This is a genomic window from Mesorhizobium sp. M5C.F.Ca.ET.164.01.1.1 (assembly GCF_004792125.1).
GTDB lineage: Bacteria > Pseudomonadota > Alphaproteobacteria > Rhizobiales > Rhizobiaceae > Mesorhizobium > Mesorhizobium wenxiniae.
Window position 1 is genome coordinate 1 of record NZ_SRTG01000130.1, and the last position, 419, is coordinate 419.

1 protein-coding gene is annotated in these 419 nt (G+C 68.5%); it reads left to right on the forward strand.

The annotated features are described in order from the left end of the window. Window positions 1–419 (forward strand): SDR family NAD(P)-dependent oxidoreductase (locus EN807_RS32770; protein ID WP_135937950.1); only part of this gene is annotated, 419 nt, incomplete at both ends.

The window sequence follows — 419 nt, forward strand, 5'->3', positions numbered from 1 at the left end:
CCGCCATCTTCACACGATTTGCCGAGGCCGGAGCCTCGGTCGTTATCGCCAACCGCTCGCTCGATGTCGCTGAGGCGCTTGCGGCCGAGCTGTCCGCGCGCGGTCTGTCCGTCCGCGCCGTCGCGCTTGCCGGGCTCGATCGCACCACGCTGCATGCATTGGTCGGCGATGTGGTGCGCAAATCCGGCCGGCTCGACATCGTCGTTCACAATGCCGGCGGCTGTCCCTGGGCCTCGGTCGAGGAACTTGACGAGGAGAAGCTCGAAGAGGCGCTGGCGGTCAACCTGAAAGCCTGCTTCTGGCTGGCGCAGGCGGTGGCCCCGGCGATGCGCGCCAACGGCTTCGGCCGCATCCTGGTCACCTCGTCGGTATCGGCGCACGTGGCGATGGCCGGCGGCGCGCATTATTCGGCGGCCAAC